Origin of the sequence: Pseudoalteromonas sp. JC3 (assembly GCF_030291895.1) — a bacterium.
GTDB lineage: Bacteria > Pseudomonadota > Gammaproteobacteria > Enterobacterales > Alteromonadaceae > Pseudoalteromonas.
Map to the genome: position 1 here is coordinate 321,733 of NZ_CP127855.1, position 13,417 is coordinate 335,149.

Here is a 13,417-nt window from a genome sequence, read left to right on the forward strand (position 1 = left end):
TTGAAAAAAGGCCAGTTACTGGCCTTTTTTATTTATAGTTACCAAATTGCTTCGACAAACTCTGGATGGTCTACAAATGGATTTCGGTTACCCTGAAATTCATAAGCCGCTTGGTTGCGCGCTTGCTCTAGGGCATCGACAGGATCTTCGTTATGCCATCTTTTTAGCATGTTGACGACCCAAGTTTCGAATACCTGGTGTTGTGTGCCATTGAGTACTGCATTGCTGTAGCTGGTATTATTTTGCCAGTTTGCAATCACATCTTGATAACGTGTTGCCATATAAAAGTAGACACGAGCAAAATCGCCTTTGAAATTGTCAATTGGCTCAAATACAGTGCCACTGTAATTAATACCAGATGCTGAACCTAGACGACTCCCGTTACTAGAGGTATAAGAAGCGCTTCCTACTTCACCAAATGGATAGTTACTGCGCTTTGAATTTACATAGCCATCAGAAGCAAAAATATGATGGATATCCGAATTCATCGGTTCTACTTGACCGCCAAACCAAGATTTGGGGAAGGAGTGTTCTCGGTTATAGCAATCGCCTTCGCTTCTGTAACTGCCGCACTGGGATCCTGTAGAAACATAGCTAACACTATCATTTGCCGTTGGCTTCTCAGAGTAGCGATCTAAGATGCTGTTATCTTTTTCAAAATGGCGATCGCGCTCGTTCTGATCGATAAAGCCCCAAATAGCAGAATAACCTTGTGATTGGTGGTTACGAATAATCTGGTGTAACTCTGTTTTCAGTGCATAACCGCTCAGTCCAGTAGTAGAGGCATAGTAACCATCGCCTGAAGGAGGAGGCGTGGTTGTGCCAAGCGTAAAGGTATGATCTTGACGATTGCTGAACTGGCCGCCGGAAGCGAGCGTTGTACCCGCGTGCGTTAAGGTATACTGGCCATTACCATTGGTGCAACAAATTCCGTCGCCATAGCTGTCTAAAATCGTAAAGGTATAACTACCGCCGTTAAGGCATAAGTTTTCATTTACTGATTGATTATTGCTATAGCCACTACCACTAGCAACGGTTGTGTTTGCTGTATTAGTGATTTGCCAGCTTGTTTCGCTACCATAATTATCGGTCATCAAAGCGAGAGTGACACTATTATTTTGACAGCTCTGAGGCGGCTCTGGTGTGGTAGAAGTTGGACCAAAGCCGTCAACGTAGACAGTTTCATTACCGTCAAAACCACTGCCATCGTAAAAACGTAAGCCAACATTAATCGCAGTGGTTGCGGTTGCGGTATAGGTATAGCTAAGTTGTTGCCACTGCCCGACATTGAACTGATCTGAATAGCCATGATAGCCGTCCACCACTAATCGTGCTTTGACACCACCTTCCGTGTGATAGACCCAAGTGCTAAATTGATAGCTTTTACCTGCTTCAACGTTTACTTGCTGTTGTAAGTCTGTGCTACTTTGCGTTGCTGTGGTTACCTGCACCGCTGCGGCAAGATTACCGTCTTTTATTGGTGTCGTAACCGAGCTAAGTGTGATGCCCGAGTCTATCGTCGTCCATCCACTAGGGACTTGACCGCTCCAGCTCTCGAAACTGCCATTTGTAACTTCTGCAGCAGCGCTTAAGCTGAGTATTGAGCAATAAGAACTGAGTATTAGGTTTATATATTTCCCGTGTTTCATTTTTAGTCTCATTATTATGATTATCTGTATTATTGATTTGTCTGTGTATGACAGTTTGATTTTGCATCAAAACTGTTACGGCAATGTTAAACTTTTTAACGGTTAAATATCGAACTTCTTTTAATCTGTTTTCTTTGGACTTTTCAATCTTCAATAACTAAAAGGAATATAAAAGCAGATTCTATTCTTTTTGATCTCTCAATTTGCCACGTATGCTTCACGCTAATAAAAGTAGGCTACGCTGCGTGCGAGCCAGTTATGCAATGAGCAAGCAAACCTTTTGGGTACGGGGATCCATGATGTTGTTAAGTCAACTTAATGCTGCAGCAAGTCCGCTGACACATGAACAACTGCAAAAACTACAAGGCTTAGTTGGAGAGTTAAATCCAATCCAACAGGCATGGGTAAGTGGCTATTTAGCTGCAACCGCAAATTCAGCTGCATTATCAGGTATTGCTGGACAAGCAACAGCGGGCGCTGACGAGTCTGCACCTCTGACTATTTTATTTGGTTCACAAACTGGTAACGCAAAAGGGGTTGCAAACCAAATTAAAGCTCAGGCGGAAGCGCGTGGCTTGACGACTAAGTTGGTCAATATGGCTGACTACAAACCTGCCAACCTGAAGAAAGAGAAGTTCTTAGTGATTGCTGTCTCTACTTACGGTGAGGGTGAGCCACCAGAAGATGCAGAAGCATTGCATGAATTCTTAGCTGGTAAGAAGGCGCCTAAACTGGAAGGTGTAAAGCAAGCTGTGATTGGCCTTGGTGATTCAAGTTATGAATTTTTCTGCCAAACGGCAAAGGATTTTGAAGCGCGCTTGGCTGCCCTTGGTGCTGAAATTGTTGTGCCGCGAGCTGACTTAGATGTGGATTATGAAGCTGAAGCCGAGGCGTGGATCGCACAGGCGCTAGATGCATTAGAGCCTGCGCTTAAAGCCCAGCAGCAAGCAGGTGGTGGTAACGTTATCAGCATGCCGTTTGGCGTTCCTCAGGCTGCAGTAAGTCAATATACAAAGCAAAACCCATTTGCGGCTGAGCTGAGTGTGGTACAAAAGATCACTGGCAGAAACTCAAGCAAAGATGTGCGTCACATTGAAATTTCCCTTGAAGGTTCCGATATCACTTATCAGCCGGGTGATTCACTTGGCGTGTATTTCTTAAATGACCCACAAGAAGTGGCGGCGGTGATCGATGCCTTAAAACTCGACAAAGCACAAACCGTAAAAATAGGTGAACTCACCGTTTCATTAGAAACGGCGTTAATTGAACATCTTGAGCTAACACAGTCGTATCCTGGCTTTGTTGAAAAGTATGCGATTGCGACTGGGAATGAGGAGCTAAGCGCACTTGCAAACGATAAAGCGGCATTGCGTGCTTATATTGAAGAACGCCAAATCTTTGATGTGATAAAGCAAAACCCTGCCAACATTGAGGCGCAAGCACTAGTTGATTGCTGTCGCAAGTTACAAGCGCGCCTGTACTCTATCGCGTCAAGCCAAGCTGAGGTGGAAGAAGAGGTGCATTTAACCGTAGGTTTAGTTGAATTTGATACCTTTGGTGAAAAGCATTTTGGCGGCTGCTCAGGTTATTTAGCGAATCGTGCTGAAGAAGGCACGAAAGTGAAAGTATTCAGTGAGCACAACGATAACTTTAGATTACCAGTGGACAATGCTACACCTGTGATCATGGTTGGCCCAGGTACAGGTATCGCACCGTTCAGAGCCTTCTTGCAAGAGCGTGAGGCGCGTGACGCTGAGGGTGAAAACTGGCTGTTCTTTGGTAATCCACACTTTACAGAAGATTTCCTTTATCAAGTAGAAATTCAAAAGTATGTAAAGTCGGGTTTATTAACACATGTAGATTTGGCATTTAGTCGTGATCAGGCAGAAAAGATTTACGTGCAAGATAGACTGCGCGAGAAGGGCGAAGCTGTATTTGCATGGCTTGAAAAGGGCGCTCATTTTTATGTCTGTGGTGACGCTAGCAGAATGGCCAAAGATGTACACCAAGCACTTATCGACATCATTAAAACCCATGGAGGGAAAGATGATGAACAAGCTGAGCAATATCTTAAAGCATTGCGTAGCGCAAACCGTTATCAGAAAGACGTTTACTAACGCGTCTTGTTATACCGTCAGCCAATTTTAATGTAGGAAAGACAATGAGCAACTCTGAAATCAAACCGAATAGTAAGCTCGATGCAAACGCAAAGTTTTCTGATAATGAGCGTTTGAAGTCACAAAGTGCCCACTTACGTGGCACAATTTCAACGGATCTGACCGATCAACTAACCGGCGGCTTTACTGCGGATAACTTCCAATTGATCCGTTTCCACGGTATGTATCAGCAAGACGACCGCGATATCCGCCCAGAGCGCACTAAGCAACGGCTTGAGCCACTGCATAACGTGATGCTTCGTGCTCGTATGCCTGGTGGTATCATTAAACCACATCAGTGGTTGGCGATTGACGAGTTTGCAGCGGATAAAACCATGTATGGCAGCATTCGTCTGACAACACGTCAAACTTTCCAGTTCCACGGTGTACTGAAGCCAAACATCAAAGGGATGCATCAGCTGCTGAATAGCGTAGGTATCGATTCTATTGCGACGGCGGGGGATGTAAACCGCAACGTGTTATGTACAACTAACCCGGTCGAGTCTGAGTTACACCAAGAAGCGTACGAGTGGGCGGCTAAAATTTCAGAGCACTTGCTGCCAAAAACTAAAGCTTACGCTGAGATCTGGCTGAACGGTGAAAAAACCGAGACAACGGCAGAGCCGATTTTGGGTGATACGTATTTACCACGTAAGTTCAAAACTACTGTGACTATCCCTCCGAACAATGAAGTCGATGTGCATGCCAATGACCTCAACTTTGTTGCTATTGCAGATGAGGGCAAGCTAGTTGGCTTTAATGTGCTAGTGGGTGGTGGTTTGGCGATGACCCATGGTGACGTTAATACCTATCCACGTAAAGCAGATGAGCTTGGCTTTATTCCGCTTGAGCATACACTTGCCGTTGCTGAGCATGTGGTTTCTGTGCAACGTGACTGGGGTAACCGAGTAAACCGTAAAAATGCAAAAACCAAATATACGCTAGATACATTTGGTACTGAGGTGTTTAAAGCGGAAGTTGAAAACCGTGCCGGTATGACGTTTGAGCCAAGCCGTCCTTATGAATTCACTCACCGTGGCGACCGCTTTGGTTGGGTTGAAGGTATTGATGGTAAGCATCACTTAACAGTGTTTATCGAAAATGGCCGTATTTTAGATTTCCCAGATAAACCACTTAAAACAGGTTGTCGCAAAATTGCAGAAATCCACAAAGGGGATTTCCGCATGACTGCAAACCAAAACTTAATTATTGCTGGAGTTGCAGCTGAGGATAAAGCGCAAATCGAACAAATTGCCCGCGAGCATGGTTTGATAGATAGCGAGCATTCAGAGCAGCGTAAAAACTCGATGGCGTGTGTATCGCTACCGACGTGTCCACTTGCGATGGCAGAGGCGGAGCGTTATTTACCTGAGCTTGTGACAAAGGTAGAAGGGTTGCTCGCCAAGCATGAGGTTGCTGAAGAGAATATTATCCTTCGTGTAGTTGGCTGCCCTAACGGCTGTGGTCGAGCGATGCTAGCCGAGGTTGGATTCGTGGGTAAAGGACCTGGTAAATACAATATGTATTTAGGTGGTAACCGTGCTGGTACTCGCATTCCTAAGCTGTACTTGGAGAATGTCGGCGAAGACGTCTTCCTGCCAGCGCTAGATGAGTTGATTGGTCAGTGGGTCAGTGAGCGCAACGAAGATGAATGTTTTGGTGACTATGTCATCCGCAAAGAAATCGTTGCGGAAGTCAAAGTGTCAAAAACTGATTTCCACGCTTGATTTAGAACGGGCAGCTAGGCTGCCCATTGGATGAGAAAATGAGTGATTTTAAGCAAATATTGACTCTGGACAGCGCAACTCAGCGGATGCTACTCGCGGATGCTAATGCCCTACTGAGTGATAAAACTGCCGAGCAGAGAGTGGCTTGGGCACTGGAAAACTTACCGGATACTCACTTTTTGTCTTCTAGTTTCGGTATTCAAGCTGCGGTTATGTTACATCTTTTGACTCAGCAGCAGCCTGATATCCCCGTGGTACTTACCGATACGGGCTATTTGTTTCCTGAGACGTATCAATTTATTGAATCACTGTCAGAGCGTTTGGCACTCAATCTTAAGATATACCGTGCTAAGCAGAGTCCTGCTTGGCAAGAGGCGGTGTATGGTAAGTTATGGGAGCAAGGCGAAGAAGGGATTAAAAAATACAATACCCTAAACAAAGTTGAGCCGATGACTCAAGCGTTACGGGAACTTGGCGCAGGCACTTGGTTCAGTGGCTTACGTCGTCAGCAGTCTTCAACGCGTGCGGATAAGCCAATCGTTGAGCTCAGTCGCGGCACGGTCAAGTTTTACCCTATTATTGACTGGCATAATCGTGATGTGTATCAATATCTTACAAAGTTTGATTTGCCTTATCACCCGCTCTGGGAACAAGGTTATGTTTCTATGGGGGATGTTCACACCACCCGTAAGCTTGAACCTGGAATGACTGAGGAAGAAACACGTTTCTTCGGTCTGAATCGTGAGTGTGGGTTGCATATTGATGGTGATGGTATTTAGATCCGTAATATTCATTTAGTAGATTTGAGTGTGGCTGGCTTTTTGACTTGGAAATTCCCAGCGATCGGTCATACTTAGTCTATTATTCGTTCAAGGTCTTGGAGGTGGCTTTGATCTACTTTCCAAAGACGATATTATTGCTATTTAGTTGTACCTTGTCTTTTGCTGGCCACGCTAAAACAGCGGAAGAAAGCAAAACGTTTATCAACTTTGCAGTACAGTATTATCCTCCGTTCATTATCGAACATGCCCAAGAACGGGGTGTGCTCATTGATATTTTTGAGCTGTTTGCAGCACAATATCATTACCAACCAAACTACCCTGTTTATCCCGAAAAACGTTCGACTGTAGAAATCGAACGAGGAAATGTCGATGTGCGGATGGAGTCAGAGCATTGGTATCGTGGCACTATGCAAATGTGTTGGAGTGCGCCAATTTACACAATTGAAGACGTATTTGTTACACACAAGCAGGCTGAGCAATTTGATGTAAATGGCTTAAACGAGCATTTATTTTTAGGTCGATTTGGTTATACCTATCCTCAGCTAGAGCCGTATTTTGATAGTAATATGCTGCAGCGCAAAGACTATTACTCAGAATTTGATATTTTGTCCGTGCTTGCGGGCGGAAGTGACAAAAGTCTCGCTTTTTCTATTGTTGGCGAACCAACACTGCGTTGGTTACAGCTGAAATATCCAGTATTAAAAAGTACTATCAGCGTGCGTGGCGTTTCGGATGTCGCGCCGTTGCAATTGCAGTTTGGCCGCACTCAAAGAGCGAAAAAATTGTGTGATGACTTTAATCACTTTTATGCTGACTTTAAAAAAACGGAGCAATTTAAGCAGATACTGTTAAAGTATGGTCTCTAAGGAAAGTCGAGTATGAAGATGAAAGCCGCAAGTTACTTAATGATTATGATAATGCTGGTGGCGTTAGCCAGTTTGTTTGTATTGAAGCGCCCTGATGGCAAGCCATGGTTAAATGTAAATTCGTTGACCAACAAGGTTGAGCAGCAGGTAACAGCATTAACGGATCAAGGTGTGACAGCGTTTGATAAAGTGAAAACACACACGAAGGAATTTGTGAGTGACGACACTCAGCAACCTACATCTGGGGTACAAGTGTATCGTTGGCAGGATGCTAAAGGACAATGGCATTACTCTGATAAACCCAATCCAAACGGCGAGTCGCAGTACTATCAATTAGATGAGCGTAAAATTACCGTGGTAGCAGCTGAAGACATAAGTATTCTGAATAAACAACCAGCGCAAGCTGTAAGTAAAGAAACCGCTTCGGCATTACCAACGGCATTAAATCCAAAAGCGGTAAAACAGGTGATGGAAGATGCGAAAAACATCCAACAGCTGATGGACGATAGAACGAAACAGCTTGAAAAGGCGCTGGAGGAAAACCAGCGCTAAAGTCGTTGTTCAATATATTCTGCAATGGCGAGACTTGCGGTCAATCCCGGTGACTCAATCGCCATTAAGTTAACAAAGCCTGATATTCCATGGGTTGCCTCGAACTGAATTACAAAATCACTTTGCTTTTCTTTGCTTAATTTAGGTCTTATCCCAGTGTAATCCGCTGTCAGTCTATTCTCATCCAGAGTCGGCCAGTATCGCTTTATTGCGGCGACAAAGTGCGCTTTTTGGGAGTCATCAAACTGGTAATCAATATTTTCAATATATTCGGTATCAGGGCCAAACTTGAGTTGCCCAGCTAAATCTACTGTCGCGTGTACGCCTAATCCATGCGTGTTAGGGAGAGGGTAGATGAGCTGTTGAAATGGGTGCTTACCATGATAGCGATAGTAACGGCCACGACAATAATAGGCGATGACTTTGTCGCTATCGCCGGTAATTTTATTGAGCACATCGGGGGCATTCAGCCCCGCGCTGTTTATCAGCTGGTCACAGCCCATTTCGAACTGCTCGCCATTGCAGCGCATCGCAACAATAAAATCACTGTCTAATTGCTGTGCGTGAATAAACTCACTTTGCGTTGCGACAATCCCCCCATTACTTTCAATCTCAGCGATGAGTGACAACATAAATTGGTGACTATCTAAAATACCGGTGGAGGGAGAGAATAGTGCGCTATGTATTTTCAAATAGTTGAGCTGTTGCTCGATGGTCTTGGATGAAGCAAAGTCAATATCCGTGACAGAGTTAGCATGGGCACGCGTCTTAATTTGTTCTAGGCTTTTCGCTTCCTCTGCGTTTGTCGCAACAATGAATTTACCGAGTCGCTGAAAGGGAATATTTAGCTGCTCACAGTGCGTGTAAAGGAGTGCTTTTCCTCGAACACAGAGCTGGTGCTTTAAGCTACCATAAGGATAGTAAATGCCCGCATGGATCACTTCACTATTACGGCTACTCGTATGCTCACCAACACGAGATTCTTTATCGATAACAATAACGCTGCGGCTCTTGCTGAGCTTTGCTGCTATCGCTAAGCCTACAACGCCTGCGCCAATAATTAGGGTGTCGACCTTTTCCACAAACTGAGTACCTTCATAAACGTAGACGCTCAGGGTGCAGTAAAACCAACCCAATATCAAGCTGGTATACGCTAATCTCGGTGCTCTCGACGCATTAGCAAAATGGTCAGATATATTTTAGTCGGTAAAGAACAAATGAGACCGAGCGCGACACAGCTCGCACCAATTATAAAACCGCTCGGACCAAGATCATTCAGCCAGTCGGTCGTTAACATGGTGTGGCCCGTGAAAATTAAAATCAATCCCGCTACGATGAGCATATGCAGAGGCCAAAGCTTTTGAGTTGACACAGTACCACCTCACTATTTTGTGTGTTGCAATAATAATGAGGTGGATTTGGTTTTTTGTAGTTGTGATAGATCAAGTTTTAGCGTGATACTACTGCGGCGGTCATTCTGGAAATGCAGCATAGTTCATTGCGACTGTTAGTGATGCGGATCTCCCATACAGATGAACGTTTTCCTAGGTGCACTGGCTTAGCTATAGCTGTGAGCATGCCTGTTCTCGATGCTTTTAAGTGATTAGCATTGATCTCTTGCCCTACACAGTAGAATTGTTCGGTATCTACAACAAAGTTTGCTGCGTAACTTGCAACGGTTTCCGCTAAAGCAACGTTTGCGCCGCCATGGACCATACCCATGGGGTTATGATGTTCAGGAATCGCAGGCATAGTAGCAACTAAGTAGTCGTCACCCACCTCGCTGATTTCTATCCCTAACGTTTTCATAAGCGTACCTTTACCTGTCATGCCATCTTCCAGCTTTTTGCATAACTCTACACTTACGGGTTTAAACCAGATTGCCATACTTGTCTCTCTTTTGAATACATATGCTTACATTTTTTTACTATGGCGATTTTTTTTCGTAGTTACAATCGTTTCATTAACATAAAGGGGAAAGTATGAAAGCATTATCACTGATAGGACTGTTAATTTATTCAGGTTTCAGTATGGCCAACTCTCACGAAGTAAGTGTTGGTTTCGGAGAGTTTTTAGAGATTGAGGATGGATTCTTAGGTGTTCAGTATCGACACTACCTTACTGAGTTAGAGAATGATGGTACACCCTATGGTTTACAGGGGTATCTGCAAAAGAGTAATAACTTCTCTGTAGGTGGTTTTAAAAATGATGATTGGCATCTTTATCAAGCTGATGCTGAGTTCTTTATTGGACGAGACTGGCGAGTTGCCGTTGATGTAACTCAATTTAGAGATGACTCTGCACTTTTTACTGCGACGCGAGATACGATAGCGCTGGTACAAGTGGGACGTTTTGTTAGTGAGAATATGCAGCTTGGTGTTACGCTCATTGGCGAGCGCTCAGAATTTGATAACTACGGAGTGGATGAACGAGATACAGAAACGGCAATAGCGCCATTTTTTCGTTATACAGAGATTGATAATGGCGTTGGATGGGATGTAAAAATGCAAAAAGTCGCAGCCGACATCGACTTTTGGCAGATCCATGCTGGCTATTATTTGGCTAAGAATTGGCAGATCTCTGCATCAGCTCGATTACGTGAAGATGATTTTGATCAATCCGTAGTGGAGTTACAGACTGATTATTGGTTTAGTTCACAATCGGCGCTGAAGTTTGGAATTGGCAGTGCGCTTGATGATGGTGGCATCAATACAATTACGCTGATTTACACTCAAAGGTTTTAAAAAAGACGGCCGGTGCCGTCTTTTCCATTAAAGTATTGCCAAATGAGGCCTATAGCATTTGTCTTAAGACGTACTGTAAAATCCCGCCATGTCGGTAGTACTCCCACTCTTTAGGGGTATCGATCCGGATATCCGCCGAAAACTTGATTTCTTTGCCATCCGCATTTGTTGCCGTGACTACCACTTCGGTTGATGTGTCGTATATCCCTTCAATTTCAAACTCTTCTTCGCCAGTTAGTCCCAGTTCTTCGTGGCCATCATCTGGTTTAAATTGTAGCGGTAATACCCCCATACCAATGAGGTTAGAACGGTGAATACGCTCGTAGCTTTTAGCAAGTACGGCTTTAATCCCAAGTAGTAAAGACCCTTTAGCAGCCCAGTCTCGTGATGAACCCGTGCCGTACTCACTGCCCGCGAGCACAACGAGTGGCGTATTACGCTGCTGATAATGCTCCGCAGCATCGAAAATACTCATAAGTTCGCCCTCAGGCAATAGGCGAGTAATACCACCTTCGGTACCCGGAGCCAATTGATTGCGTAAGCGCACGTTTGCAAATGTACCTCGCATCATAACTTCGTGGTTACCACGACGCGAACCGTAAGAGTTAAAATCAGCTTGTTTCACTCCTTGCGCTTGTAAATACTCCCCAGCTGGGGCCGAGGCCTTGATATTACCTGCTGGAGAAATGTGGTCAGTCGTTACTGAGTCACCCAGTTTAGCGAGACAGCGTGCGCCTTTGATACTTGGGATCCCAGGTGGCTCTTTACTCATATTATCAAAGAAAGGGGCTTTTCGAATATAAGTAGAGCTATCTTGCCAATCATAGCGCTCACTCTGATTTACCGCGATTTGTTGCCAATGTTGGTCGCCTTGGTAAACGTCTGCATAGTTCTTCTCAAACATGGCTTGTGTGACTGTCTGAGACACAAGTTCACTGACTTCTGAGACCGATGGCCAAATGTCTTTTAAGAACACATCCTGGCCATCATCGGTTTGGCACAATGGCTCATTGTAGACATCGATATCAGTGCGGCCTGCAAGTGCATAGGCAACAACAAGTGGCGGCGAGGCGAGAAAGTTCATTTTTACATCTTGGTGGATCCGCCCCTCAAAGTTGCGGTTTCCTGATAAGATGGAACTGACAACCAGCTGATGTTTAACGATGGCTTCGTTAATTTCTTTCGGTAAGGGACCTGAGTTGCCGATACAAGTCGTACAACCATAGCCCACTAAATCAAAACCTAGTTCAGCAAGCGGTTCCAATAGCTCGGCTTGTTTTAGGTAATCGGTAACTACTTTTGAGCCAGGAGCCAATGAGGTTTTTACCCAAGGCTTAGGCTTTAAGCCAAGTGTCTTTGCTTTTTGTGCAACAAGGCCTGCGGCAAGAATAACACTTGGATTAGAGGTGTTTGTGCAACTTGTGATGGCGGCAATTACGCAGGCGCCATCGACTAATTCAAACTCTTGCTCTTTAAATGTAACCTTACCGACGCCAAGCGTCGCGGGCTCATCTTGATCAACTCGAGAAGTCCCGCCTTCACCAACAGTGCGAGCTTCATCTTGATCTGACACGGCATTTTTTTCACTGCGCTCATGTTGGAATTCACCTAAATGGGCTTGAATTGTTTTGCCTGCGTCATTGAGAGGAATTCTATCTTGTGGGCGCTTTGGACCTGCAAGGCTTGGAACCACTGTCGCTAAGTCTAGTGTCAGTACGTCGGTGTAAAGTGGTTCATCTCCTGGTTCTCGCCACATGCCTTGATGTTTGGCATAACCTTCGATTAATGCAATTTTTTCTTCATCACGATTGGTTAGTCGTAGATACTCCAAGGTTTCGTTATCAATGGGGAAAATACCGCAGGTTGCCCCATATTCAGGTGCCATGTTGGCGATGGTGGCACGATCGGCAAGTGGTAAGTCTGCTAAGCCATCACCAAAGAATTCGACAAACTTACCCACTACGCCGTGTTCACGTAGCATTTGTGTCACGGTGAGTACCAAATCAGTTGCGGTTGTGCCTTCAGGCAACTGTCCTTCCAGTTTAAAACCAACGACCTGAGGAATGAGCAGCGAAATTGGCTGACCAAGCATGGCGGCTTCGGCCTCAATGCCGCCTACGCCCCAACCTAAAATGCCAAGACCGTTGATCATTGTGGTATGAGAGTCAGTTCCCACTAATGTATCAGGGTAGGCGAATGGCATACCATCGATTTCTTTTTCGAATACGACACGTGCTAAATACTCTAGGTTAACTTGGTGCACGATCCCGGTTGCGGGTGGCACCACTTTTAGATTGTCAAACGCGCCTTGCCCCCAGCGCAAAAATTCATAGCGCTCTTTGTTGCGTTGGTACTCTAACTTTGCATTAAGATCAAAGGCGCCATCGTGGCCATATTCGTCTACTTGTACAGAGTGGTCTATGACCATTTCAGCGGGTGATAAGGGATTGATTTTATTTGGATCGCCACCGAGTTTTGCCATAGCGTCACGCATTGCTGCAAGATCCACGATGGCTGGTACGCCTGTAAAATCTTGCATCACGACGCGCGCGGGCGTAAAAGCAACTTCTTTACTGGGTTTATCTTCCGGCTTCCAGTTGAGTAAGGCATCGATGTCTTGTGCAGTCACGTTTTTGCCATCTTCATGACGCAGTAAATTTTCTAATAAAATTTTAAGCGAAAACGGTAATCTTCTTGCCCTATCGCTTAAAGCTGGAAGTGAGTGAATATGGACCTGACGCTCGCCGACGGTAAGCTGAGTCAGGGTGTTATATGAATTATTCATGCTTGACCCTTTCCTTATACCAACTGCACTTAAGATTTGCTCTATATAAGAGGGAAGTAGAGCATCCAATTAAATGAATTGGTTTTGTTCTAAAAATGCATAACAAGGTGCATAGAATGTACCAGTTGCAGACTTGCCGTTTTTTTGTACTGCTAT

At 44.8% G+C, this 13,417-nt stretch carries 11 protein-coding genes; 6 read left to right on the forward strand and 5 right to left on the reverse strand.

From position 1 onward, the window contains the following. Nucleotides 1-38: 38 nt before the first annotated feature. Nucleotides 39-1,649 (reverse strand): endonuclease, encoded by a 1,611-nt coding sequence (locus QSH61_RS01355; RefSeq protein WP_206471682.1) that lies wholly within the window; start codon nucleotides 1,647-1,649, stop codon nucleotides 39-41. A 299-nt stretch (nucleotides 1,650-1,948) separates the two neighbouring features. Here QSH61_RS01355 and QSH61_RS01360 point away from each other — a divergent pair, with 299 nt between their 5' ends. The 5 genes from QSH61_RS01360 (at nucleotide 1,949) to QSH61_RS01380 (ending at nucleotide 7,732) form a co-directional block, all read left to right on the forward strand. Continuing rightward, a complete protein-coding gene (locus QSH61_RS01360) occupies nucleotides 1,949-3,766 on the forward strand; it encodes an assimilatory sulfite reductase (NADPH) flavoprotein subunit (protein ID WP_174170934.1) in 1,818 nt (605 codons plus the stop codon). Nucleotides 3,767-3,810: 44 nt separating this feature from the next. Further along, a complete protein-coding gene (gene cysI / locus QSH61_RS01365; protein ID WP_174170887.1) occupies nucleotides 3,811-5,532 on the forward strand; it encodes an assimilatory sulfite reductase (NADPH) hemoprotein subunit in 1,722 nt (573 codons plus the stop codon). A gap of 38 nt (nucleotides 5,533-5,570) precedes the next feature. Continuing rightward, a complete protein-coding gene (locus tag QSH61_RS01370) occupies nucleotides 5,571-6,311 on the forward strand; it encodes a phosphoadenylyl-sulfate reductase (protein WP_010607797.1) in 741 nt (246 codons plus the stop codon). Between the two features lie 104 nt (nucleotides 6,312-6,415). Next, nucleotides 6,416-7,180: a transporter substrate-binding domain-containing protein gene (locus QSH61_RS01375; RefSeq protein WP_206471683.1), complete on the forward strand. Its 765-nt coding sequence runs from the start codon at nucleotides 6,416-6,418 to the stop codon at nucleotides 7,178-7,180. A 12-nt stretch (nucleotides 7,181-7,192) separates the two neighbouring features. After that, on the forward strand, nucleotides 7,193-7,732 hold the full coding sequence (locus QSH61_RS01380; protein ID WP_206471684.1) for a DUF4124 domain-containing protein: 540 nt from the start codon (nucleotides 7,193-7,195) through the stop codon (nucleotides 7,730-7,732). Here QSH61_RS01380 and QSH61_RS01385 read toward each other — a convergent pair. From QSH61_RS01385 to QSH61_RS01395, 3 genes are all read right to left on the reverse strand, one after another. Continuing rightward, on the reverse strand, nucleotides 7,729-8,814 hold the full coding sequence (locus tag QSH61_RS01385) for an NAD(P)/FAD-dependent oxidoreductase (RefSeq protein ID WP_206471685.1): 1,086 nt from the start codon (nucleotides 8,812-8,814) through the stop codon (nucleotides 7,729-7,731). The two genes, QSH61_RS01380 and QSH61_RS01385, sit on opposite strands and share 4 nt — an antisense overlap. A gap of 71 nt (nucleotides 8,815-8,885) precedes the next feature. Beyond that, nucleotides 8,886-9,104, reverse strand: a complete 219-nt coding sequence (locus tag QSH61_RS01390; RefSeq protein WP_102055937.1) for a hypothetical protein — start codon at nucleotides 9,102-9,104, stop codon at nucleotides 8,886-8,888. A 77-nt stretch (nucleotides 9,105-9,181) separates the two neighbouring features. After that, nucleotides 9,182-9,619 carry a hotdog fold thioesterase gene (locus tag QSH61_RS01395; RefSeq protein ID WP_010607802.1) on the reverse strand — a complete coding sequence of 146 codons (438 nt, stop codon included), beginning with the start codon at nucleotides 9,617-9,619 and terminating at the stop codon, nucleotides 9,182-9,184. Nucleotides 9,620-9,714: 95 nt separating this feature from the next. Between QSH61_RS01395 and QSH61_RS01400 the strand changes: the two genes are divergently transcribed. Further along, entirely contained in the window at nucleotides 9,715-10,476 is a 762-nt protein-coding gene (locus tag QSH61_RS01400) for a hypothetical protein (protein ID WP_174170883.1), read from the forward strand. Nucleotides 10,477-10,525: 49 nt separating this feature from the next. Here the strand turns inward: QSH61_RS01400 and acnA are convergent, their stop codons facing one another. Then, nucleotides 10,526-13,261: an aconitate hydratase AcnA gene (gene acnA, locus QSH61_RS01405; protein WP_206471686.1), complete on the reverse strand. Its 2,736-nt coding sequence runs from the start codon at nucleotides 13,259-13,261 to the stop codon at nucleotides 10,526-10,528. Nucleotides 13,262-13,417: the final 156 nt, after the last annotated feature.